This window comes from Phocaeicola massiliensis B84634 = Timone 84634 = DSM 17679 = JCM 13223, assembly GCF_000382445.1.
GTDB lineage: Bacteria > Bacteroidota > Bacteroidia > Bacteroidales > Bacteroidaceae > Phocaeicola > Phocaeicola massiliensis.
The window spans coordinates 1,028,648-1,052,136 of sequence record NZ_KB905472.1; the positions used below are offsets into that span (position 1 = coordinate 1,028,648).

Below are 23,489 nucleotides of genomic sequence, written 5' to 3' on the forward strand. Positions count from 1 at the left end.
TAATTTAGTGATTTCTATATAAAAGGTAGAAAAAAGTTAGTGAAATAAATGTTTAATTAACACCTTTAAAAATAGGGGATGAAGATTATTGCTCCCACAAGCGCCGCTGTAACGGCACATATCAAAACGGCTCCGGCAGCTATATCTTTTACATCTCCGGCTATGGGATGATAATCGGGAGATACCAGATTAACCAATCGTTCGATGGCTGTATTAAAAGCTTCGGCGGCTAATACCAGTCCGAAACACAGAAGTACCGCAACCCATTCCATTCGACTGATGCCAATGATAAATCCGGTTATGGTTACGATTATAATGGCTATGCAATGAATCCAAGCGTTATGTTCTTTACGCAGGAAACTGCCTATGCCTGTAAAGGCATAGGCAAAACTTTTTATTCTTTTCTGTAATTCGTCCATTGTTTTAGATTCGTTATACAAACACGTTTGTCAGCCTCGATTGACTTGTTTGACTCCTTTTACAGTCTTTATTTTCTTTACCAATAATTCCAATTTGGAGGTATCATCCACCATTACTGTCATCATGCCCGAAAATAATCCGTCGTGTGAGTTGATGCTGATAGAACGTAAAGTGATGCTGTTCTCTTTATTAATAATGGAGGTAATATTGGTTACAATACCTATGTCGTCGTGGCCGACGATGCGCAGGGTTATCGGATATTGTTTGCCCTGACTCTTGCCTGCCCATCGCGCTTTTACTATACGATAAGCAAAACGTGCTCTCATCTCTTTGGCATTGGGGCAGTCGGTACGGTGAATTTTAATGCCTCCGTTGATAGTAACGAAACCAAAAACATCATCTCCGTAAATCGGATTACAACATTTGGCTAGTTTAAAATCCAGTCCTTTTAGGTTTTGGTCTATCACCAATACGTCATCTTTGAACGTTTTGTCATCGGCAGGAGTTTGAATACTATATGTTTCGGCACTGCGATAGGTGATATCTTGCTGTGCTTCCGTTTCTTTCTTTTTCATCTCCACATACTTATCCAGTATATTATTGGCGTCCAGCTTTTCGTCGGCAATATCCTGATAGAATTCTGTAACTGTTTTATAACCCAGTTTCTTGATGAGGCGCATCATGGTTGCTTCATCATATTCCAGTTTGCGGTTTTTGAACTTGCGCTCAATGGTTTCTTTGGCAAACTGTACTTGCCGGGCCTCGATTTCCTTTAATGCCTGACGTATTTTGGTACGTGCCTTGGAGGTGGTCACAATATTCAACCAGTCTCGTTTGGGAGTCTGAGTATTGGATGTCATGATTTCCACTTGATCTCCACTATTCAGAATTTGTCGTAGCTGTGCATTTTTGCCGTTTACTTTGGCACCAATGCATTTGCATCCCAACTTGCTATGGATGGTAAAGGCAAAGTCGAGCACGGTAGCTCCCTTTGCGAGTTTATATAAGTCACCTTTCGGAGTAAAGACAAATACTTCATCTTCATAGAGTTCCAGCTTGAATTGGTCCATCACGTCCAAGTCACTGTCTGCGTTTTCCAATGTTTCACGGATCGTTGTCAGCCATTCGTCCAATCCGGTTTCGCCTTTCACTCCTTTGTAACGCCAATGGGCGGCAAGTCCTCTTTCGGCAATATCGTCCATGCGTTCTGTCCGTATCTGTACTTCTACCCATTTTCCTTCAGGTCCCATAACAGTGGTATGCAAGGATTCGTATCCGTTACTTTTGGGAACAGAAAGCCAGTCACGCAACCGTTTAGGGTTGGGCATATACATATCGGTTACGATAGAATACACTTGCCAGCATTCTTGTTTTTCTTTTTCGATAGGAGAGTCGATGATGATGCGGATGGCAAATAAATCATATACCCCTTCGAAAGGACATTTCTGCTTCTTCATCTTTTGATAGATGGAGTGGATGGATTTAGTGCGTCCTTTCATGTGAAACTTTAGTCCGGCTTGTTCCAGTTTCTTCTGAATCGGCTCGATAAAGGCGGCGATATATTTGTCTCGTGATGCTTTTGTGGCATTCAGCTTATCTTTTATATGATAATAAACATCATGTTCTGTGTATTTCAGCGACAAGTCTTCCAATTCGGACTTTAATTTGTATAATCCCAACTTGTGTGCAAGTGGCGCATAAAGGTAGGCCGCTTCATTGGAAACCTGCTGGCGGGCTTCCTCGTTCTCCGAGTCCTTGATTTGGCGCATCAGGTTGACGCGATCGGCAATCATAATCAGGATAACGCGCATGTCTTCGGCAAAAGAAAGAAGCAAATTGCGGAAATTCTCTGATTCGATAGTTGGACTCTTGGCATATAACTCATTGATTTTAACCAGTCCGCGAATAATTCCTGCCACATCTTCTCCATATTCTGCCTGTACGGATGCCAAACTGCACAAATGGTTTTTTACCGATTCATGTAACATGATTCCCAAGATAGAAGCTCGCTTCATTCCGATTTCTTCTGCAACAATGACAGCGGTTTGCATATCTTTGATGATGGGGTTCATTCCAAAGTTATTTCGTGGCATACTACCTTCGGCAACTGCCTTGATAAGATGCGTTTTGAGCTTGCGACAGTCGTTTTTTTGTAAGGTGTCTCCCGATAGATGGAGTAACCGTTTGTAAAGAGTGAACAGTTGTTCACGCTCTTTGGCTGTGAAAAACGTTTTTTCTTCCATAACACGTGAAATCTTTTCTTTCGGCGTAAAGGTAGTTTTTTTCTTTCTTTTTTGGATGGCTTTACGGCATTTTTTTGTATTTTTGGGCATTAATGAATAATTAAAATAGATAACGGGTAATTAAACCATTTAAATTCATATACTTATGTTAACACCGGAAGATAAAGATTTATTAGCGAAAAAAGGTATTTCAGAGCAACAGATAATTGAACAATTGGCTTGCTTTGAAAAAGGCTTCCCTTTCTTGAAACTGGACGCTGCCGCTTCTATCGATAAGGGAATTATGGCTCCTGCAGAGAGTGAAATGAAAGAATATCTGGAAGCATGGGATACATATAAACAGGGTGAAAAAACAATTGTGAAGTTTGTACCGGCTTCCGGGGCAGCCAGTCGCATGTTTAAGAATTTGTTTGAATTCCTGGGTGCGGATTATGAGGCTCCCAAAACAGATTTTGAAAAGAAGTTTTTCGACCATATTCATGGTTTCGCTTTTTATAATGACTTGAATGCCGCTTGTTTGGACAATACCGGCAAGAATATTGATGCATTGATTGCTGAAAAGAATTATAAGCCGGTGGTAGCAAACTTGTTGGAAGCTGTCGGACTGAACTATGGTGCTTTGCCGAAAGGTTTGTTGAAATTTCATCGTTATGCCGATGGTGTACGTACTCCATTGGAAGAACATTTGGTGGAAGGAGCCCTGTATGCAGTCGGAAAGACCGGAAAAGTAAACGTGCATTTCACGGTTTCTACCGAGCATCGTGAACTGTTTAAACGGTTGGTGGATGAAAAGGTAGCAACTTATGCTCAAAAATACGGGGTGGAATTTAACGTTTCGTTCTCGGAGCAGAAACCGAGTACCGATACAATAGCAGCTGATATGGAGAACAAGCCGTTCCGTGATAACGGTAAGTTGCTGTTCCGTCCCGGTGGTCACGGTGCTTTGATTGAAAACTTGAACGACTTGGATGCGGATATTGTATTTATTAAGAATATTGATAATGTGGTGCCCGACCGCTTGAAGGACGAAACCGTTGCTTACAAGAAATTGATTGCCGGGGTATTGGTGACTCTTCAAAAGCAAGCGTTTGAATATTTGGAATTGTTGGATGGCGGCAAATATAATCATGAACAATTGGAAGAAATCATTCGTTTCGTTCAGCAGAAGTTATGCTGTCGCAATAATGAGATTAAAGATTTGGAAGATGCGGAGCTGGTTATCTATTTGCGTAAGAAACTGAATAGACCAATGCGTGTTTGCGGTATGGTGAAGAATGTGGGAGAACCCGGTGGAGGTCCGTTCCTTGCATATAACCCCGACGGAACAGTATCTTTGCAGATTTTGGAAAGTTCTCAGATTGATATGAATGATGCTGAAAAGAAAGCCATGTTTGAAAAGGGTACTCACTTTAATCCGGTAGATTTGGTTTGTGCCGTACGTGACTATAAAGGCCGTAAATTTGATTTGGTGAATTATGTAGATAAGGCAACCGGATTCATTTCGTATAAGTCGAAAAATGGCAAGGACTTGAAAGCATTGGAGCTTCCGGGACTTTGGAATGGTGCAATGAGTGATTGGAGTACTGTCTTTGTAGAGGTTCCTTTGGGTACTTTTAATCCGGTGAAGACGGTGAATGACTTATTGCGCGAACAACATCAATAAACTGTTGATGAATCGGAGCAAGTTTCCGGTATAATGATGCCTGGTAGGTAAGGGAGCGTGTCAAAACTAAACCAACCTGCCAAATCGTTAACTGTAGGGGCAGGGTTTGCCTGTCCGAATACACAGAGCAGACTGTTTTCGGGCGAGCAAATCTCGCCCCTATTGGCAAATGATAGCATTATCAACATTCTGGCACACTCCCTATTTGGAATGGATAATATTAATCAACCTGATACAGCTATATGAGAAGAAATAATCTACTGACTTTTATTGCGTCTCTTGCATTGGTTACCTCTTTTATTATGCCGGCTAATGCGGCTAAGCATAAGGAGTTGCCTGCCTTGGGAGACACCCAAATTCAAATCTTTGATAAAACGAACATCTGTTTCCGTCCGGATTCATTTGCCAATTACACTCCGGCAAGTGCAGATGGCGTTATCCGTTTGGTGAATGGGCGTATTATTCTTAAAAAGATATCTTTGCCTGATTATAAGCGGAATGTACGTGTGAAACTTCGTCTTACTTTGGCTTCCAATGGCGATCGTTGGGATAAGTCCGGTTCTTGTTTTGCATTGCCCAAAGAGTCGTTTGTCAACTTGATGAGCATTGCGCAAGGAAAGGCAGCTTTTCCGCCGGTAGACAGTCTGAAATATGAAAATATGATTGGTATTGTTCCGGGTAAGGACTATGTGCCTACGTTAGAGCTGATGCGCTTTATGACTCCGTTTGGAGTAGGCTTTTATAGTAAAAAAGACAATGAGATAGGAGCCAAACGCAAGCCGGTTTATATTTCCGAATGGGCGGAGAATGTGGTTTGGGAACAAGACATTACCGACCTTTATCCTGCTTTGGAGAAGGAAGCCTATATCGGTATCTTTATTGATACATGGACAGCCGAAGGATATGTTGTCGGTCTGGATATCGAGGTAAAAGAGAGTAAGATAAGTTGCGATGCGTTACCCAAGCGCCATGTACAGCCTTTGATAAACACTGTTTATTATATCGGTCAGACTTATCCCGATATATTTGCCCGTAAAGATGTGGCAATGGATTTTGAACTGCCTCGTCATGCAAAGAATGTCCGTTTGAAATATATTGTAACCGGTCATGGCGGTCATAGCGGTGGAGATGAATTTGTGAAGAAACGCAATATTGTTTCGGTAGATGGCGAGAATGTGCTCGATTTTATTCCATGGCGGGATGATTGTGCCTCTTTCCGTCGTTTCAATCCGGGGACAGGAGTGTGGCTGATTAAGCGGCTTTCCTCTTATATAGGTAAGAATGGTTATGAAGAAAAAGAAATAGAAGAACCGTTGGGCTCATCGGATTTATCGCGCTCCAACTGGTGCCCGGGTTCGGATGTAGTACCGGAAGAAGTGATGCTTGGCGATTTGAAAGCCGGCAAACATACTTTTAAGATTAGTATTCCTGAAGCTCAGGAAGTAGATGGGGATAAACTGAACCATTGGCTGATTTCGGCTTATTTGGTTTGGGATGAATAATTTTGCATTTATATAAAGGTAAATCATTATGAATTATTATCAGTATCAAACCGTATTGGGACTTCTCACCATTTGTGAGGAGAACGATGCTGTTATTGCCATCAATGTGGGACATTATTCCGAGAATAAAGGTGAGAAACGTGAGTCGGAATTGATTCGGAGGACGTATAAGCAATTCGTTGAATACCTGGATGGCAAACGTAAAGTTTTTGATTTACCTTTGTCGCTTAAGGGGACTGATTTTCAAAAGCAGGTGTGGCAGGCTCTCCGTGATATTCCTTATGGAGAGACACGCAGCTATAAACAGATTGCTGTAGCCATTGGCAACCCTAAAGCTGTGCGCGCCGTAGGTATGGCCAATAACAGAAATCCATTATTGATAGTGGTTCCCTGTCATCGTGTGATAGGTACGGACGGAAAAATGGTAGGATATGCGGCCGGAATGGACAAAAAGGAATTTTTATTAAGGCTGGAAGGAAGTTTGTTATAATCTGAATAAATCGTTATGATGAATGAATATTGTATCAACGGGTTAACCATAAAAGAGAATTTGTTGCGATTGGCGGGAGAAGGTAATAAAAAGTTTACCGAGTCCCTCCATCCGGGCATTGAAAATGTATTGGGTGTCCGTGTCCCGGCCCTTCGGCAATTGGCGGCTCAAATAGCCAAGGATGATTGGCAGGCTTATCTGCAATCGGCCGATACTTTTTATATGGAAGAACGCATGCTTCAAGGCATGGTGATTGGATGCCTGAAAATAAAAGATGTGGAAGAATATCTTTCATTGGTTTCTGGATTCGTACCCCTTATCAATAGCTGGTCTGTATGTGATACCTTTGACTTTGCGGGTAAGCAACGGTTTGTTGACAGGAATAAGGAGCGTGTATGGCAGTTTCTGGAAGGATGGATGCAGTCGGATAAAGAATATGAAATTCGTTTCGGGGTCGTTATGGCGATGGCGCATTACATTGATGCGGACTATATACAGAACGTATTGCAATGGATGAATCGTATCGACCACGAAGGGTATTATGTGAAGATGGCAGTGGCTTGGGCACTTTCTGTCTGTTATGTGAAATTTCCAAAAGAAACGATGCTGTTGCTGAAAGAAAATCGTTTGGATGACTTCACTTACAACAAAGCGCTCCAAAAAATAACCGAATCTTTTCGGGTAAGTCCGGAAGATAAAGATATCATCCGTGATATGAAGCGTAAAGTAGTGAAATGAGGGACTCAGATAGTGAGTCCCATTATATAATCATTCATATAATATCCGTTGCCGATAGCAAAATCTCCTTCGTCTACTTTCTTCATCCCCATGTATTCGTAAAATCGGAGCGCTTTATTATTACGGTTTACATTCAGGTGCATTTCGCACGGTGTGGGATGAATCTCCTTAATTGCTTTTACAGCCTGCTCGAACAATAACTTTCCCAAATGTTTGCCTTGAAAAGAAGGGAGTACATAAATCTTCTGCAGATGGAATAAATCTTCTCCTTCGGGTTGAATGGAAACGTAGCCGGCAGGTATGTCTCCTTTAAAGGCAATATAGTAAATATGACCTTCTTCTTCCATCTGTTTATGTAGGTTTGTAATGGAATACATCCATTCCATCATGTAGTCAAGTTGGTCGGGGGAAAGAATGTCTGCGTAGGTAGCAGGAAATACTTCCTGTGCCATCTTGTGAATCAATGGAATATCTTCTGTAGTTGCTTTCCGTATCGTAAACATACTCTTTGTACTTTTATAGGTTTAACGAGGAGCAAATATAAGTCTTTCCTTCCTAATCTTGTTTCTTCCTTTTCCTTTTCTTTGATTTTTCAGTTAAAATACGCAAAATAAAAGTACTATGTAATACAAGGTACTTATATAATACATATATTTGTGTCAAACAAAGTACTATAGGATATGAATGTTGATAATGTAAAATCTCAGATGCGCAAAGGAATGCTTGAATATTGCATCTTATTGCTGTTGCACAAGGAGCCGCTCTATGCTTCGGATATTATTCTGAAATTGAAAGAAGCCCGGCTCATCGTGGTAGAGGGAACGCTTTATCCGTTGCTTACCCGGTTGAAAAACGATGAGCTGCTTTCTTACGAATGGGTGGAATCGACTCAGGGGCCTCCGCGTAAATATTATCGGCTTACGCCACAAGGGGAAACTTTTCTCAGCGGATTGGAAAATGCGTGGGATGAGCTTTCGGATACAGTAAACCATTTAAGAAACAATTAAAAACAGGATACAATGAAAAAGACTCTGACTGTAAATTTAGGTGGCACCGTTTATCATATAGATGAAGATGCATATAAATTGCTGGATACTTATTTAAGTAACTTGCGGATACATTTTTGCCGCGAAGAAGGAGCGGAAGAAATAGTGCATGATATGGAATTGCGTATCTCTGAACTGTTTACTGACCGTTTAAGAGATGGGAAACAGGTGATTACGATAGAAGATGTAGAGGAAATCATTGCTCAGATGGGTAAGCCCGAAGACTTGGGTGATGAGGCTGACGGTGGAGGGGAAACATCGAAGGATGGAAGCACTTATTCGCAGACAGCAAAAGGACCTCGCCGGTTGTTCCGTGATTCGGACAATAAAGTATTGGGAGGTGTGGCATCCGGTTTGGCTGCTTACTTTGGTTGGGATCCCACATGGGTACGAATAATCTTCTTGATATTGGGAATCTCTCTGAAAGGTTTTGTCATAGCATATATTATCGCCTGGATTGTCATTCCTTTGGCTCGAACCGTACCTGAAAAATTGGCAATGCGTGGAGCGAAAATCAATGTAGAGAATATAGGAAGGACGGTTACAGATAACTTTGAGAAAGTAAATGAATACGTTCATTCGGGCAAGCCTCACAGTGCGTTGCAGCGGATAGGTGAGGGAATTGTCGGTGTGGCAGGTGTATTAATCAAATTTATATTGATTGTTTTGGCTATCTGCTGCGCTCCTATAGTCTTTGTGATATTTGTGGTATGCTTCGCCATGTTAATGGTGGCAACCGGATTGATTGCTGCTACACCGGCTGTTCTTTACGAAGTGTTGCCGGCAGTGGATTGGAATGCTGCCGGAGCATCTCCTACAGTTACTATCGGCTTGGCTGTTTCCGGCATATTGGTTATTGGTATTCCTATCATCGGATTGATACATATCCTGATGCGTCATTTCGGTGGTTGGCAACCCATGTCTACTGTTACCCGGATTATCTTTATCGTGCTGTGGTTTATAGCTTTGTCTGCCGGCTTCGGTTTTTTCTTTCAAATACACCATTTATTGGCTGTTTGATATATCAGTAGTTTAAAAATACATTATCTTTGCAAGCGGAAGGGGGTGTGTCAAAACGTGGATAATGCTGTCGTTTGATTCGTAGGGACGATGTCCGTTCGCCCGAAAACAGTTTGCTTTGTGTCTTCGGGCAGGCAAATCCTGCCCCTGCAGCTGACGATTGGACAGGCGGTTGGGTTCTGACACACTCCTCTCTGCTTGCTGTTTACGGGAAATTCAAAATAAAGAGATAGATAGTTATGACAAAGAAGATTTTATTGCTGGGCTCCGGCGAACTGGGAAAAGAATTCGTCATTGCAGCGAAACGTAAAGGACAGTATGTAGTAGCTTGTGATTCGTATGCAGGGGCACCTGCGATGCAAGTAGCAGACGAGTTTGAAGTATTCAGTATGCTGGACAGTGATGCATTGGATGCAGTTGTGGCTAAGCATAAGCCTGATATTATTGTTCCTGAAATCGAGGCTATTCGTACTGAAAGGCTTTATCATTTGGAGAAGGAAGGCATTCAGGTAGTACCTAGTGCGAAAGCTGTGAATTATACCATGAATCGTAAGGCCATACGTGATTTGGCCGCTAAGGAACTCGGATTAAAGACTGCCAAGTATTTTTATGCCAAGTCTTTGGAAGAATTGAAAGAGGCTGCCGAAGAAATAGGTTTTCCTTGTGTGGTCAAACCGTTGATGTCTTCATCGGGTAAAGGACAGTCATTGGTGAAGAGTGCGGAAGAGCTGGAACAGGCATGGCACTATGGTTGTGAAGGTAGTCGTGGTGACATTAAGGAGCTGATTATCGAAGAATTTATTAAGTTTGACAGTGAAATCACTTTGTTGACTGTTACTCAGAAAAATGGTCCTACACTGTTCTGTCCTCCTATCGGTCATGTGCAAAAGGGCGGTGATTATCGCGAAAGCTTCCAACCCGCTCATATTGCTCCTGAGCATCTGGAAGAAGCACAGCACATGGCTGCTAAAGTTACTGAAGCATTGACCGGTGCCGGAATATGGGGAGTTGAATTCTTTTTGAGTCATGACAATGGTGTATATTTCTCTGAATTATCTCCACGTCCGCATGATACCGGTATGGTGACATTGGCAGGAACTCAAAATTTGAATGAATTTGAACTTCATTTACGCGCTGTATTGGGTTTGCCTATTCCTGAAATTACTCAGGAACGTATAGGTGCCAGTGCTGTTATTTTGTCACCGATTGCCAGCAAAGAGCAGCCGCGTTATCGTGGCGAAGAGGAAGTATGCAAGGAAACCAATACTTATTTGCGTATTTTCGGTAAACCTTATACAAAGGTTAACCGCCGCATGGGAGTTGTGGTATGCTATGCTCCGAATGGAAGTGACTTGGATGCACTTCGTGACAAGTGTAAAGCGATTGCTGCTAAAGTTGAAGTATATTAATTGATATCTTATTATATAGTGAAGAGTTGTTCCGGTTATGCCGGAGCAGCTCTTTTTTTGTTTTTGGAAGCACTGGCAAGGAATATGTTAAATTCCCAAAAATAACAAGTGACGGCACAACACCTTTCATCGGATGTTGTCTCCTCCGGTTTTCAAACTCTGCATACGTTTTGAACTCCCTAAGTCGTTTCATTAGCCGGACTAAGCGTTTTCATCCTTTCGGTTATGCCTGTCTGTAAGGCGGATTACTACAGTCTACGGCAATGGACTATACAGTCTACGGTAACGGACTGTACAGTCCACCGTGGCAGACTGTACGGTCCACTGTCGGAGACTGTAATAATCTTCCGTTTAAAAGGACTAGGCTGACAGTAAGAAACGGCTTAGTCTTTCCTCGTTTATGAGATGAGGCTGCTGTTCTCCGTATAAAATACCTAATAATGGGGATTGCAAGCTTTTGTTCTTTTCCGTAAATTTGCAGCCGTTAAGAGAAACAAATACAGATAACTATGTATAAGACAAATAATTATGTGCCAACAGATAAAATGAGTGACCTGATATGCGGTAATTATACTTTGTTGCAGGTGATGAGCCGTTTCGACCTCTCGTTAGGCTTTGGCGATCAGACTGTGCAGGAAGTATGCCGGGCAAACGGAGTGGATTGCAAGACATTTCTGGCTGTGGTGAATTTTATCACAGAAGAGAATAACCGTATGGCTGACGAAATGCAAGATCTTTCTATTCATGCTTTGATGAACTACTTAAAGCAGGCACATCACTATTTTCTTGATTTTCAATTACCCACCATACGCCGCAAACTGATAGAGGCCATTGATTGTTCGGTGCAAAATGAAGTTGCTTTCCTTATATTGAAATTCTTTGATGCGTATGTGGCAGAGGTACGTAAACACATGGATTATGAAGATATGAATGTGTTTACTTATGTGGAGAATCTGGTTGCAGGCAATAGAGAGAGCGGTTTCCGTATCTCACAATTTGCACGTCGGCATGATCAGATAGACGCTAAATTGAAAGAATTAAAAAATATCATTATCAAGTATTATCCCGCCGGTGGGAATGATTATTTGCTGAATGCAGTATTGTTTGACATTTTTAGCTGCGAGCAGGATTTGGCATCACATTGCCGTGTGGAGGATTATTTGTTTGTACCCGCCGTTCTTCGGTTAGAAAAGGAGGTAAAATGAAACGGACAGACCCTATACATGTGGCAGTGGCTGAGACTTCAGTCATTGTGCGTAGCGGACTGATATCAGTTTTGAAGCGATTGCCCGATATTCCGGTTCAGCCTGTGGAAATTACTTCGATGGAAGGGTTGCATAATTGTATGCAAGGACATCGGCCCGAGGTGTTGATTGTGAATCCGGGGTTCGGAGGATGGTTCAATGTCGACGAATTTAAAGCTACATATCCTCAAACGGTTATTAAATGTGTGTCGTTGCTTTGTTCAATGACAGATAGTAATTTGCTAAAAGGATATGATGAAACAGTCGGATTATATGATGACATTGAAACCTTAAATAAGAAATTAGTTGATTTGATGCACATTGGGGCAGAAGATGACAATGAGAATGAACAAGAAACATTAAGTCAAAGAGAAAAAGAAATAATTTGTTGTGTAGTGCGTGGCATGACCAATAAGGAGACAGCAGAGAAACTCTTTCTGTCTATTCATACGGTCATTACCCATCGTCGCAACATAGCGCGCAAGCTACAAATACATTCTCCTGCCGGCCTGACTATTTATGCTATTGTAAATAAATTGGTAGAACTAAGCGAAGTAAAGATGAACTTATGATGAATGATACCTATTAATAGGGAGTAAATGGTGGCAAAATACCTAAATGAAGCGATTGCGGGAGTTGGCCGGAACGTTTATCTTTGCATCATAAGTTAGTCATATAGAAATTACGTAAACCACAAGTTAGTTATTAGTTGAAAAGTACTCCTTGCGAAGTGATTCGCGGGGAGTACTTTTTTATGGGTTATTGATATTGGTGAACTGAATTTATAATAACTATCGAAAATGTTCTACTGGATGATTGTTTTTTTATACTTTTGTGAAACAATTATAACCTCATTTATCTATAATAGAATAATATAAATATATGAAAAAACACTCTATTCTGCTAGGCACATTATTATGCCTTTCTCAATTAATTTCGGCGCAAGTTTATCCCTTGCGCCCGAAATTGAGTCATGAACGTTCCTTTTCCATGGTATTGATTCCCGACCCTCAGAGCTATGTGAAGTTTGATGCTAATCAACCTCTCTTTGAGTTGCAGACTGCATGGATTGCCAATAGCCTGAAGTCGCTGAACATCAAAGGGGTGCTTTGTACCGGTGACTTGGTGGAGCAAAATGAAATCCGTATACCCGACGGGGTGAATGGGAATCAGACTAGTGAAGAGCAGTGGAAGGCAGCTTCACGTGCTTTTGAACGTTTGGACGGCAAGGTTCCTTATGTAATTTGTACAGGTAATCATGACTATGGTTATGAGAAAGCGGAAAACCGTTTGTGTCATTTCCCGGATTACTTTCCGGCGGAACGTAATGCTTGTTGGCGCGAGTCATTGGTGTCCGTAGGATGTAATTATCAGGGAATACCGACCTTGGAAAATGCTGCTTATGAATTTGAAACGGACACATGGGGAAAGTTGCTGGTCGTTTCACTGGAGTTCGCACCACGTGATGAAGCAATAGAGTGGGCCCGCCAACTGACCGGGAAGCCCAAATATAAAAATCATAAGGTGATTTTGCTTACCCATTCTTATATGTCACCGGAGGCGGTACGTCATGTCAAGGAAGATTATAAAGTTTCTCCGGCTAATTACGGACAAGCAATTTGGGACAAACTGGTCTATCCTTCTCAGAATATCTGTATGGTGATATGTGGCCACGAATGTGAGATTGTGGATTATGAGGGACAAGTATCTTTCCGCACGGATAAAAACAAATTCGGAAAACAGGTTTCTCAGATGATGTTTAATGCTCAGACCGCCGACGGGCAATGGCATGGCAACGGAGGCGATTGCTGGCTGAGGCTGATGGAGTTCTTGCCTGACGGGAAAACGATTTCGGTGCGTACTTTTTCGCCCTTGTTTGCGCTGTCTCCCACTACCTTCGATAAGGCTTGGCGCACGGCTCCATACGACCAATTCAAGATAACTATTGAGTAAATTTAAAAATAAGAACCATGAAAAAACTATTTCTGACTTTATGCCTGTTGCTGGGGCTTGTATGTGCCGGCAATGCCCAAACATTGAAGTTCAATGCCAATGGGAAGTTCAAAATCGTGCAGTTTACAGATGTGCATTACATTTATAATGATCCTCGGTCTGATGTTTCTATCGAACGAATCAATGAAGTGCTTGATGCCGAGAAACCCGATTTGGTGATTTTTACGGGTGATGTGATTTATGGAAAGCCTGCCGAAGAGGGAATGCGCACTGTATTGAATTTGGTTTCCAAACGTGAAATTCCCTTTGCCGTTACTTTTGGTAATCATGACAATGAGCAAGGTTTGACTCGTGAAGAACTGTTTAAGATTATTCAAAGCATCCCTCACAACCTGACCACTACTACCGAAGGCATTTCGGGTGTTACCAATTTTATTCTCCCCTTGAAATCGTCGGACGGAAGCAAGGATGCTGAGATTCTTTATGTATTCGATTCACATTCTTATTCACAGATAAAGGGGATAGGCGGATATGACTACATAGACTTCGACCAAATTCAGTGGTATCGTGAAAACAGCCGGAAATATACAGAAGCCAACGGTGGAAACCCTGTTCCGTCATTGGCTTTCTTCCATATTGCTTTGCCCGAATACAATCAGGCTGCATCGGATGAAACTGCTGTGCTGTTTGGTATTCGTAAAGAAAGAGCTTGCGCACCCCGCCTCAATTCAGGTCTTTTTACGGCAATGAAAGAGATGGGTGATGTGGAAGGTATTTTTGTGGGACACGACCATGATGATGACTATGCTGTGATGTGGCATGGTGTATTGTTGGCATACGGGCGTTATACGGGTGGTGATACCGTATATAACAATTTACCTAATGGTGCACGAGTCATTGAATTGACCGAAGGCGAAAAGGGCTTCCGTTCGTGGATTCGCTTGAAGGATAATCATATCGAACAGGAGGTAAAATTCCCGGAAAGCTTCTTGAAGCCTAGAAAATAATATGATCATGTGTGTAACTGTTTCATGATATTTACCCTTTCTTTGTAGAAAGATGGCAATCGGTAAAACAGGATGAATGAGCTCTTGGCTGGACTTGTTCATTCTGTTTTTTGGCTTTTATAAGTAGAACTTCTATAAGGTGTATAACACATTAGTATGCATCGCTTGATACGTATTAACGTGTTTATCGATGCGGATAAACGTTTTACATGGCAGAGGATAGGGATAAAAAATGGAATATAAAAAGAAAAACCGATTGCCTCCTTAACAATTTTCTTCTAAATTTGTTGTTCTTATAGGACACATATTAACTGATAACAATGAAAGTAGGTTTATTTATTCCCTGTTATATTAATGCGGTTTATCCTCAGGTGGGGGTAGCTTCGTATAAACTCCTGAAAAGTTTGGGGGTAGACGTGGATTATCCGCTGGATCAGACTTGCTGCGGCCAGCCAATGGCAAATGCCGGTTTTGAGAGTGAATCTGTGGAAATGGCTCGTCATTTTGACAGAAAGTTTAAAGATTATGATTACATAGTAGGTCCGTCGGCCAGTTGTGTGGTCTTTGTGCGCGATAATTACGGGCGCTTGTTGAAGGCGGAAGAACATCATTGCGCCAGTGAAGAAAGGATATATGATTTGTGCGAGTTTATCCACGATGTCATAAAACCTACTTCACTGCAAGCTAAGTTCCCACATAAAGTTTCTCTTCAAAACAGTTGTCACGGAGTGCGCTTAATGGGACTCTCTTCGCCTAGCGAACTCAATATTCCTTACTTTAATAAATTGCGTGACTTACTTTCTCTGGTAGAAGGCATAGAGATTATGGAGCCCGACCGTCCTGATGAGTGTTGTGGTTTCGGAGGAATGTTTTCCGTGGAGGAAACAGCTGTATCTGTTCAGATGGGGCATGATAAGGTGCATCGTCATATGGCAACAGGTGCCGAATATATCGTAGGGGCCGACAGTTCCTGCCTGATGCATCAGAATGGAATCATTGCCCGAGAGAAACTTCCGATAAAAACATTACATATTGTTGAAATATTAGCAGCTGGATTATGAGTACGAAACATGCAAAAGCAGCAGCCGGGTTTCTGGAAAATAAGAAGCAGGCTGCATGGTATGACGAAACCCTTTGGCTGGTAAGGGCTAAGCGTGACAAACAGAGTAAGGAGGTGCCTGAGTGGGAGGAATTGCGCGAAATGGCATGTGAAACCAAACTGTACAGCAACAGTCATTTGGATGAATTGCTGGTAGAGTTTGAAACTAATGCCCGTGCCAATGGAGCTCATGTATATTGGGCGAAGGATGCAGATGAGTATTGTAATATTGTATATAATATTTTGCATCAGCACGGTGTGAAGCATTTTATAAAAAGCAAATCGATGTTGGCAGAGGAATGTGAGTTAAATCCGTTTCTTGAGCATAAAGGTATTGAGGTGGTGGAAAGTGATTTGGGTGAGCGTATTTTGCAATTGATGCATCTCAAACCAAGTCATATCGTGCTGCCGGCTATTCACGTAAAGCGTGAGCAGGTGGGGGAATTGTTTGAGAAAGAATTAGGAACGGAGAAGGGAAATTCTGATCCTACTTATTTGACACATGCCGCTCGTAAAAATCTGCGTGAAAAGTTTCTTCATGCTGAAGCTGCCATGACCGGAGCTAACTTTGCTGTGGCTTCTACCGGTGAGATTGTTGTTTGTACTAATGAAGGAAATGCTGATATGGGGGTATCGCAACCCAAGTTGCAGATAGCTGCTTTTGGCATGGAGAAGATCGTGCCTGACCGTGAATCGCTTGCTGTGTTTACGCGTTTGTTGGCACGTTCAGCCACCGGACAGCCTGTCACTACTTATACTTCTCATTTTCGTAAACCGCGGGAGGGCGGGGAGTTTCATATTATTATAGTAGATAATGGTCGTAGTAAAATATTGGCTGATCGGAAGCACATAAAGACGTTGAATTGCATCCGTTGCGGTGCCTGCATGAATACTTGTCCGGTGTATCGCCGCAGTGGTGGTTATTCTTATACTTATTTTATTCCGGGACCTATTGGCATTAATCTGGGTATGCTGAAGGCTCCGTTGCATTATTATGATAACGTATCTGCTTGTTCGCTTTGTTATTCTTGTTCGGATGTGTGTCCGGTAAAGGTTGATTTGGCAGAACAGATATATTTGTGGCGTCAGGACTTGGATAAGTTGGGTAAAGCGGATGCCATGAAAAAGATAATGTCCGGTGGCATGGAGTTTGCAATGAACCGTCCTTGGGCTTTCAATGCAGCGATGGATTTGGCTCCGGTCGGCGGAGAGGTGCTGAGAATGATGGGTGTGACATGGGGAAAGGGACGTGATTTGCCTAAATTTGCCAAAGAGAATTTTAACGAGATGTGGAAGAAAGGTAAAGTAAAATAGAATATTATGAGTAGTAGAGAAGATATATTGCAGAGCATCCGCCGTGCTACACACGTGAAATATGAGAAACCTGATCTGAAGCCATTGGAAGAGCATGCATTGACTTATCCTAATGTGGTAGAGCAGTTTTATTTTATGATGAAGCAGGTGGGAGGGGAGGCTGTTTTTTTAGAGGAAGGACAGGATATAAACAAACTGATCAGGGAGTCTTATCCCGATGCCAAACGTATCGCTTCCAATCTGGAAGGTATTACATGTGCTACTTTTAATCCTGATAATGTTGAGGACCCTGCCGAACTGGACGGCACGGATTTGGCAATTATTGACGGGAAGATTGGGGTGGCGGAGAATGGTGCCGTTTGGATAGAACAGGATGTCAAGCAACGTGCTCTTTATTTTATTTCTGAAAAACTGGTGATTCTGCTTGATAAAGGGAGAATTGTGAATAATATGCATGAAGCATATAAGCGTATACATACCGGGGAATATGGCTTTGGTACTTATATATCCGGCCCGTCGAAGACTGCTGATATTGAGCAGGCGTTGGTTATGGGAGCTCACGGTGCGCGGGATGTGATGGTGATAATCAAATAGGATTGGAAGAATAAAGAAAGAGGTGTATTGAAAGTTTGCTTGAAAGGCTGATAACTTCAGGTACACCTCTTTTATGGATAAATAGATTCTTCAGCTTTTAGAAGATTCTTCCACTCAAACGGAATTTAAGTACCGGATATACAGTCAGTTTGTCGATAATATCCGAGAATTCATTGTCTGCCACTGTATTAATGGCGGTGAGTTCGGCATTGTCTGCATAAACTTCAGGAGTACCGTGGAACTGTACGCCCAATTCGAACATGAAGCCGATGCGCTTTTTGGGTACTGCACGACCAAATCCAAGACCCAAATAAGGGCGGAATGAATTTACTTTTAATCCTCCGTTTACATTTCCGTTCTTGTCTACAGGGATAAAATAATCACCGATTTCGATACCTGCTTCTTTACCTTCAGTGACCAGTTGTTGAAGTTCATCGCTGTGTCCTTCTATCTTTATGAATTTTGCACCGCCAAAGTAAGCACCGCCGCATACAAAGAAGCTGGAAGATTTAAACGGATAGACATTGAGCAGTAAGGCTCCTGTCGTACGTGCCAAGCTACCTTCCACATTGATGGGGGCGTAGACTTGTTCGGTGGCTGAGTTAAGTACACTGGCATCGACTTCGTCGCTGTAGCTGAATCCGGGCATGATGTTCACCTCTCCTCGCAGGGCAAAATGGTTTCCTATCGGGCTTGCTACATCGATGTTGATACCTGTAGTACCTACGCCTAAGCCTACAGCAACTGAATTGAATATTCCTTGTTCTTTTTTAGTTTCCTTACTTTCCTGAGCTGCTGTTTGTATACTTTCTGCGCTGATGAATAGTAGCAAACAGAATAATAATAGTTTTTTCATTTTGTGCTATTTAGTAGTTGTTAATATAAGATATTTTTAGTTGTGCAAAAATAAACAAAAAGAAGGACATATCAAGCTTGTTATGGAAAATAATGCTAATTTTTTATTGTCTTGTTGATACTTAGTTCAGATATACCGTTTTGAAATATTTTTCAAATAAAGCTTTGGCTGTATCCAACTGTTGGGGAGTATTTTCTTTTACTCCTTTGAGGCGGTATTCTTTTTTCATAGCTTCATATTTGTGTACCCCTAGAGTGTGGTAGGGTAATATCTCGACTCTTTGAATCATTCGGTAATCTTTAAAATGGTTGCCTAATGCATGGATATCTTCTTCGAAAGAGCTGTATCCGGGCACTAGTACATAGCGTAGCCAAAATGGTTTGTCGTTTTGTTCCAACCATTGAGCTGTGTGTAGGGTGGGCTCGTTGCTGCGCTCCGTCAGTTGCAAATGGCGGGTATTATTGAATTCTTTTATGTCCAGTAATACCAAATCGGTCAATTTCAGTAGTTCTTCCACATCTTCGTTCCAGATGCTTCCATTGGTATCCACACAAATATGAATGCCTTGCTCCTTTAATCGCCGGAAGAGGGGAATCAGTGCTTTTGCCTGTAAGGTCGGTTCGCCACCGCTAAAGGTGATTCCGCCTTTTTTCCCGAAGAATGCTTTTTGACTGACAGCCATACGGATAATTTCGTCTATCGGCGTTTCGGTACTTTCACCTTTTATATCTATGGTATCGGGATTGGCACAATACAGGCAACGGAAGTTGCATCCTTGCAGGAAAACGACTAAACGCAAGCCGGGCCCATCAAATGTACCCATTGACTCATAGGAGTGTACTCTAATCATAATGGTTTGTCTTTAAGCTTATAGGGGCAGGTTTAAAGCCCGCCCCTAGGATAATTGTATTTATAATATGGATGTTACATTCTCTCGTGGAAAGAACGGCTGATAACTTCCAACTGATGTTCACGGCTCAGTTTGATAAAATTAACCGCATATCCTGATACACGGATAGTAAGCTGCGGATATTTTTCAGGGTGTTCCATTGCATCTTCCAGCATTTCGCGGTTCAGGACATTTACATTCAGGTGGTGTGCGCCTTTGGTGAAGTAACCGTCCATCATGGTCACCAGGTTCTCAATACGGGTTTCCATATCTACACCGAGTGATTTCGGAACGATAGAGAATGTGTTGCTGATACCATCTTGGGCATCGCGGTAACGAAGTTTTGCCACAGAACTCAGAGAAGCGATGGCACCATTCTTGTCGCGTCCGTGCATGGGGTTGGCGCCCGGAGCAAAAGCAACACCTTTGGCACGTCCGTCGGGAGTCGCACCGGTTTTCTTGCCATACATCACATTGGAGGTAATAGTCAGCAATGACAAGGTGGGACGGGCATTCTTGTAAACCGGATGTTTCTTCAATTCTTCGCTGAAGAAGTAAACCAGGTCTACGCCTAAATGGTCTACACGATCGTCATCGTTACCGAAACATGGGAATTCACCTTCAATTTCAAAACCTTCGGTCAGACCGATATCATTGCGTTTGGCATGTACACGACCGTATTTGATGGCCGACAGTGAATCGATGGCAATAGACAAACCGGCTACACCGTATGCCAGATTAATGCGCGGGTCGGTATCGATAAACGCCATTTGAGCTTTTTCGTAGTAATACTTGTCATGCATATAATGAATGATGTTCATGGCATCATTATATACACGGGCCACTTGCATTAATACTTTTTTATAGTTAGACCATACTTCTTCAAAGTTCAGAAGGTCTCCTGTCAAGACAGGAATATCTTTGACCATAACTGTACCGGTGTTTTCACAACGTCCTCCGTTGATGGCCAGCAACAGCGCCTTGGCTAAATTACAACGCGCACCGAAGAACTGGATTTGCTTGCCGATGGCTTGATAAGAAACGCAACAAGCGATACCATAGTCATCACAGTTACGAACTTCACGCATCAGGGTATCATTTTCATACTGGATAGAAGAAGTGTCGATAGAAACCTGTGCACAGAATTCTTTGAATCCTTCCGGTAATTCAGGACTCCACAGAACGGTCATATTAGGTTCGGGAGAGGGGCCGAGATTGTATAATGTCTGTAAGAAACGGAAAGAAGTCTTGGTGACTTTGGTACGTCCGTCATTGAAACGTCCACCGATGGATTCAGTCACCCATGTCGGATCTCCGGCAAAGATATCATTATATGATTGCATACGCAAATGACGTACCATGCGCAGCTTGATGACGAACTGGTCAATCAGTTCTTGTGCGTAAGTCTCGTCAATATTGCCATTGTCAAGGTCGTATTGAATATAGATATCGAGGAATGAGGATACATTGCCCAGTGACATGGCTGCACCATCTTGTTCTTTTACGGCAGCCAGATAAGCCATATATACCCACTGAACGGCTTCTTGTGCATTTGTTGCGGGGCGACTCAAATCCAGTCCGTAATATTCTCCCATTATTTTGATTTCCTTCAGGGCTTTGATTTGTTCTGCCACTTCTTCGCGCAAACGGATACGGGCATCGGTCATCGGACTGCCGATGTTGTGCAAGTCTTCTTGCTTGGCTTCAATCAGGCGGTCAATGCCATAAAGAGCCAAACGGCGATAATCACCGATGATACGTCCGCGGGCATAGTTGTCCGGCAATCCGGTCAGAAAACCAAGTGAACGGAACGAACGGATTTCTTCGGTATACGCATCAAATACGCCATCGTTGTGGGTCTTGCGGTAATGATAGAAGATATCTTTCACCTTTTCATCCACTTCCACACCGTTTTCACGGCAGGCCTTTTCTACTACTTTGATACCACCGAAAGGTTTGATGGCACGGCGCAGCAGTTCGTCGGTTTGAAGTCCGACAATGAGCTCGTTTTCACGGTCTATATATCCGGCTTTATGAGAAGTGATGGTAGAAACTGTTACGTTATCAAGAGAACGGACGCCATTGTTTGTGCGTTCTTCTTCCAACGCTTTAAGGCACTCGTTCCACACTTTCTTTGTTCTCTCTGTAGGGCCGGCCAAAAATGAGGCATCGCCTTCGTAGGGGGTAATGTTGGTATGTACGAAGTCCGAAACGTTGATTTCCTTACTCCACAATCCATCCTTAAAAACTTTGTTCATTTCCATACTGTTATATCCATTAAAAGATTTAGGGATGCAAAGGTAGTACTTTTTTATGAGGTATACATCACTACTAATAGGTATATTGAGTGTAGAATGACGTATTTTTTGTTATCTTTGCGATATTAAAATGATAAAATATGAATAAGTTCATTGTTTTTTTGCTGTGTGCATTGTTTTTTGGCAGTTGTAACGAGGAAGAAGATTCCATCTATTATCCTTTAGATAATGTTGATATAATTAAAGGTGGCAGCGAGGAACCCACCGGCAATGCGACATTGATTGCAGAGAGTCATAACCTGGAATCGTATGTGCTGGATACGCTTGCCGTGTATCCTTATGACAAGACCATCGGTAAATTGACTTTCAAGTTCGACCCAAAGAATGCTGTATCGGATGTTACCATGGAGGGCTTTAGGGGAGAAGGTAAGTCGGAGATGGGAATGAGTAATTCTTATTATGATGGTAATTTCCCCGAGGAATATCGTCAGCCTATTTTCATGAATGATAATCCGGCTAAGAAATACAGGATTAAATTCAGATTAAAAGGCGAATTCAGGTACTATACGGAACATTGGTATACAGACTATATTTATATGATGCTTTCTGCATCTTTCCTGCCTTATCCTCCTGCTGTTTCGGAAGATGTGTTCTTATGTAAAAGCAATGAGGCTTTTGCTGAATTGAATACTGCTGAGCGTTTGTATACTTTTGATGTGCAATATGATCGTTGGAATTTGTCTTTTACTGAATTATATCTCAATATTTTTGTGAACCTTATCGGACAGAAGGAGTCAGAGAAGGTTTCTTTGAGTATTGATAAAGAGTCATTTTTTGAGATATATGAGATTAATTGAGTCTTGAAGGTTAGACATTTGGAGCCGAAAACTTTTGTTCATCGTTTTATTTTACGTTGACCCGTGGTCAGAGGTATAAAAAACATCCGCTAAATCATGATTTAGCGGATGTTTTGCGGAAGCTGGGGGATTCGAACCCCCGGCACGGTTACCCGTACGTCAGTTTAGCAAACTGGTGGTTTCAGCCACTCACCCAAACTTCCTTCCTTTTCAGAGGCGTTATCTCTCAAACGCGGTGCAAAGATAAGCGGATTAATCGAGATGTGCAAATCTTTTGCGCTTTTTTTTAGATATATTTTTGTGTTGGAATAATAAAGTATTGATAGTAAGCGTTTAATATTTAAAATTATTTTCTTTCCCAAAACTCTAAATATTGTATGGCTACCTTTATGGGAGCATGATGTTTTTTGATTTTCTAATAAACATCTCAATTTTTCGTATATATCATTGCTTTCAAGACGAACATTGATGATAGGACGAAGTTTTGGTTTTTCCTAAAAGGGTGTATTATTCTTCGGGTTTCTATTATTCATGGCCCATGCGCTATGGTCGGGGAACAAAAGTATAATTTGATCGAATATAACATCATATCCGCCCATTCATCTAGGTTGTAGCCGGTATAAGGGCTGTATAAATTCTCCTTATCGGGTTGAATTATTCATTAGATAATCGGCTGTGTGGAGCATAGAGCATCGTTTGGCAATACATTTACGTTGTGCTCCAAATTTTTCAGAATTAGTGTCAGCGTCTAATTCTGTTATACGATACATATTCTCAAGCGGCTTATCTATGGAATCGCTTATTTTATAAACAAAAAGATAAGATTTTTAGTTTTTGCTAAAATGAAAAGATTGTTTGTGCTATTCTTTTTCAGAGAAAAATAATTC

The 23,489-nt window shown here is 41.9% G+C and carries 21 protein-coding genes and 1 tRNA gene; 15 read left to right on the plus strand and 7 right to left on the minus strand.

What is annotated here, in order from left to right:
* Window positions 1–65: 65 nt before the first annotated feature.
* On the minus strand, window positions 66–419 hold the full coding sequence (locus HMPREF1534_RS14680) for a diacylglycerol kinase family protein (protein WP_005937519.1): 354 nt from the start codon (window positions 417–419) through the stop codon (window positions 66–68).
* Between the two features lie 30 nt (window positions 420–449).
* Window positions 450–2,663 (minus strand): RelA/SpoT family protein, encoded by a 2,214-nt coding sequence (locus tag HMPREF1534_RS14675; protein ID WP_025066797.1) that lies wholly within the window; start codon window positions 2,661–2,663, stop codon window positions 450–452.
* A 145-nt stretch (window positions 2,664–2,808) separates the two neighbouring features.
* On the opposite strand from HMPREF1534_RS14675, the gene HMPREF1534_RS14670 reads away from it, so the two are divergent.
* The 4 genes from HMPREF1534_RS14670 to HMPREF1534_RS14655 all read left to right on the plus strand — a co-directional run bounded on the left by HMPREF1534_RS14670 (window position 2,809) and on the right by HMPREF1534_RS14655 (window position 7,056).
* A complete protein-coding gene (locus HMPREF1534_RS14670) occupies window positions 2,809–4,326 on the plus strand; it encodes a DUF4301 family protein (RefSeq protein WP_005937524.1) in 1,518 nt (505 codons plus the stop codon).
* A gap of 242 nt (window positions 4,327–4,568) precedes the next feature.
* Window positions 4,569–5,828, plus strand: a complete 1,260-nt coding sequence (locus HMPREF1534_RS14665; protein WP_005937527.1) for a PNGase F N-terminal domain-containing protein — start codon at window positions 4,569–4,571, stop codon at window positions 5,826–5,828.
* Between the two features lie 28 nt (window positions 5,829–5,856).
* Window positions 5,857–6,318: a methylated-DNA--[protein]-cysteine S-methyltransferase gene (locus HMPREF1534_RS14660; protein WP_005937529.1), complete on the plus strand. Its 462-nt coding sequence runs from the start codon at window positions 5,857–5,859 to the stop codon at window positions 6,316–6,318.
* Between the two features lie 18 nt (window positions 6,319–6,336).
* Window positions 6,337–7,056 (plus strand): DNA alkylation repair protein, encoded by a 720-nt coding sequence (locus HMPREF1534_RS14655; protein WP_026231437.1) that lies wholly within the window; start codon window positions 6,337–6,339, stop codon window positions 7,054–7,056.
* A gap of 5 nt (window positions 7,057–7,061) precedes the next feature.
* On the opposite strand, the gene HMPREF1534_RS14650 is transcribed toward HMPREF1534_RS14655, so the two are convergent.
* Window positions 7,062–7,559 (minus strand): GNAT family N-acetyltransferase, encoded by a 498-nt coding sequence (locus HMPREF1534_RS14650; RefSeq protein ID WP_005937533.1) that lies wholly within the window; start codon window positions 7,557–7,559, stop codon window positions 7,062–7,064.
* Between the two features lie 177 nt (window positions 7,560–7,736).
* Between HMPREF1534_RS14650 and HMPREF1534_RS14645 the strand changes: the two genes are divergently transcribed.
* The 10 genes from HMPREF1534_RS14645 to HMPREF1534_RS14600 all read left to right on the plus strand — a co-directional run bounded on the left by HMPREF1534_RS14645 (window position 7,737) and on the right by HMPREF1534_RS14600 (window position 17,742).
* Entirely contained in the window at window positions 7,737–8,063 is a 327-nt protein-coding gene (locus HMPREF1534_RS14645) for a PadR family transcriptional regulator (RefSeq protein ID WP_005937535.1), read from the plus strand.
* A gap of 12 nt (window positions 8,064–8,075) precedes the next feature.
* The gene (locus tag HMPREF1534_RS14640; RefSeq protein WP_005937537.1) at window positions 8,076–9,122 is read left to right on the plus strand and encodes a PspC domain-containing protein; all 1,047 of its coding nucleotides are present in this window, start codon (window positions 8,076–8,078) and stop codon (window positions 9,120–9,122) included.
* Between the two features lie 239 nt (window positions 9,123–9,361).
* Entirely contained in the window at window positions 9,362–10,531 is a 1,170-nt protein-coding gene (gene purT, locus HMPREF1534_RS14635) for a formate-dependent phosphoribosylglycinamide formyltransferase (RefSeq protein WP_005937539.1), read from the plus strand.
* Window positions 10,532–11,040: 509 nt separating this feature from the next.
* On the plus strand, window positions 11,041–11,736 hold the full coding sequence (locus tag HMPREF1534_RS14630) for a hemerythrin domain-containing protein (protein ID WP_005937541.1): 696 nt from the start codon (window positions 11,041–11,043) through the stop codon (window positions 11,734–11,736).
* On the plus strand, window positions 11,733–12,347 hold the full coding sequence (locus HMPREF1534_RS14625; protein ID WP_005937543.1) for a response regulator transcription factor: 615 nt from the start codon (window positions 11,733–11,735) through the stop codon (window positions 12,345–12,347). Before HMPREF1534_RS14630 ends, HMPREF1534_RS14625 begins: the two co-directional genes overlap by 4 nt.
* A 310-nt stretch (window positions 12,348–12,657) precedes the next feature.
* The gene (locus HMPREF1534_RS14620; protein WP_005937545.1) at window positions 12,658–13,728 is read left to right on the plus strand and encodes a metallophosphoesterase; all 1,071 of its coding nucleotides are present in this window, start codon (window positions 12,658–12,660) and stop codon (window positions 13,726–13,728) included.
* A 17-nt stretch (window positions 13,729–13,745) separates the two neighbouring features.
* Window positions 13,746–14,735, plus strand: a complete 990-nt coding sequence (locus tag HMPREF1534_RS14615; RefSeq protein ID WP_005937548.1) for a metallophosphoesterase family protein — start codon at window positions 13,746–13,748, stop codon at window positions 14,733–14,735.
* A 320-nt stretch (window positions 14,736–15,055) separates the two neighbouring features.
* Complete coding sequence (locus HMPREF1534_RS14610; RefSeq protein WP_005937550.1) at window positions 15,056–15,796, plus strand: (Fe-S)-binding protein; 741 nt, start codon at window positions 15,056–15,058, stop codon at window positions 15,794–15,796.
* Window positions 15,793–17,148, plus strand: coding sequence for a lactate utilization protein B (locus tag HMPREF1534_RS14605; protein WP_005937552.1), 1,356 nt, complete (start codon window positions 15,793–15,795; stop codon window positions 17,146–17,148). Before HMPREF1534_RS14610 ends, HMPREF1534_RS14605 begins: the two co-directional genes overlap by 4 nt.
* Window positions 17,149–17,154: 6 nt before the next feature.
* A complete protein-coding gene (locus HMPREF1534_RS14600; protein WP_005937554.1) occupies window positions 17,155–17,742 on the plus strand; it encodes a LutC/YkgG family protein in 588 nt (195 codons plus the stop codon).
* A gap of 97 nt (window positions 17,743–17,839) precedes the next feature.
* On the opposite strand, the gene HMPREF1534_RS14595 is transcribed toward HMPREF1534_RS14600, so the two are convergent.
* From HMPREF1534_RS14595 to pflB, 3 genes are all read right to left on the minus strand, one after another.
* The gene (locus HMPREF1534_RS14595) at window positions 17,840–18,598 is read right to left on the minus strand and encodes a hypothetical protein (RefSeq protein WP_005937556.1); all 759 of its coding nucleotides are present in this window, start codon (window positions 18,596–18,598) and stop codon (window positions 17,840–17,842) included.
* 121 nt (window positions 18,599–18,719) lie between these two features.
* The gene (gene pflA, locus HMPREF1534_RS14590; RefSeq protein ID WP_005937559.1) at window positions 18,720–19,448 is read right to left on the minus strand and encodes a pyruvate formate-lyase-activating protein; all 729 of its coding nucleotides are present in this window, start codon (window positions 19,446–19,448) and stop codon (window positions 18,720–18,722) included.
* Window positions 19,449–19,522: 74 nt separating this feature from the next.
* Window positions 19,523–21,751, minus strand: coding sequence for a formate C-acetyltransferase (gene pflB, locus HMPREF1534_RS14585; protein ID WP_005937563.1), 2,229 nt, complete (start codon window positions 21,749–21,751; stop codon window positions 19,523–19,525).
* Window positions 21,752–21,885: 134 nt separating this feature from the next.
* Between pflB and HMPREF1534_RS14580 the strand changes: the two genes are divergently transcribed.
* A complete protein-coding gene (locus HMPREF1534_RS14580; protein WP_005937566.1) occupies window positions 21,886–22,602 on the plus strand; it encodes a DUF3845 domain-containing protein in 717 nt (238 codons plus the stop codon).
* Between the two features lie 116 nt (window positions 22,603–22,718).
* Here HMPREF1534_RS14580 and HMPREF1534_RS14575 read toward each other — a convergent pair.
* A tRNA-Ser gene (locus HMPREF1534_RS14575) sits at window positions 22,719–22,805 on the minus strand.
* Window positions 22,806–23,489 lie beyond the last annotated feature (684 nt).